At 36.3% G+C, this 300-nt stretch carries 1 protein-coding gene; it reads left to right on the forward strand.

What is annotated here, in order from left to right:
• Positions 1-300, forward strand: a 300-nt coding sequence (locus ACX6CF_RS27240) for an extracellular solute-binding protein (RefSeq protein WP_458788500.1), incomplete at both ends; no start/stop codon positions are given.

Here is a 300-nt window from a genome sequence, read left to right on the forward strand (position 1 = left end):
GGGAAACATCAGAAAACATGTTAGCCAATGGCGAAGCGGCAATTATTCATATGGGTGATTGGTGTCAATCCACATTAGATAAGTTTAATCCAGATGCAAATGTTGGTTTTCTCCCATTCCCTGTTAGTGACAATCCAGATGATGTAACATTATTATCTTCTGTTTCATGGACGTATATTGTAAATAAAGATAGCGATAATATTGATTTGGCAAAACAATATCTTCAGTTTATTCTGACTTCTGATGAAGGTATAGATTGGATAACAAATTACATTGGAAGTGTTCCTGCTGCGGCTGGTG

It is taken from the genome of Vallitalea sediminicola (assembly GCF_054408565.1).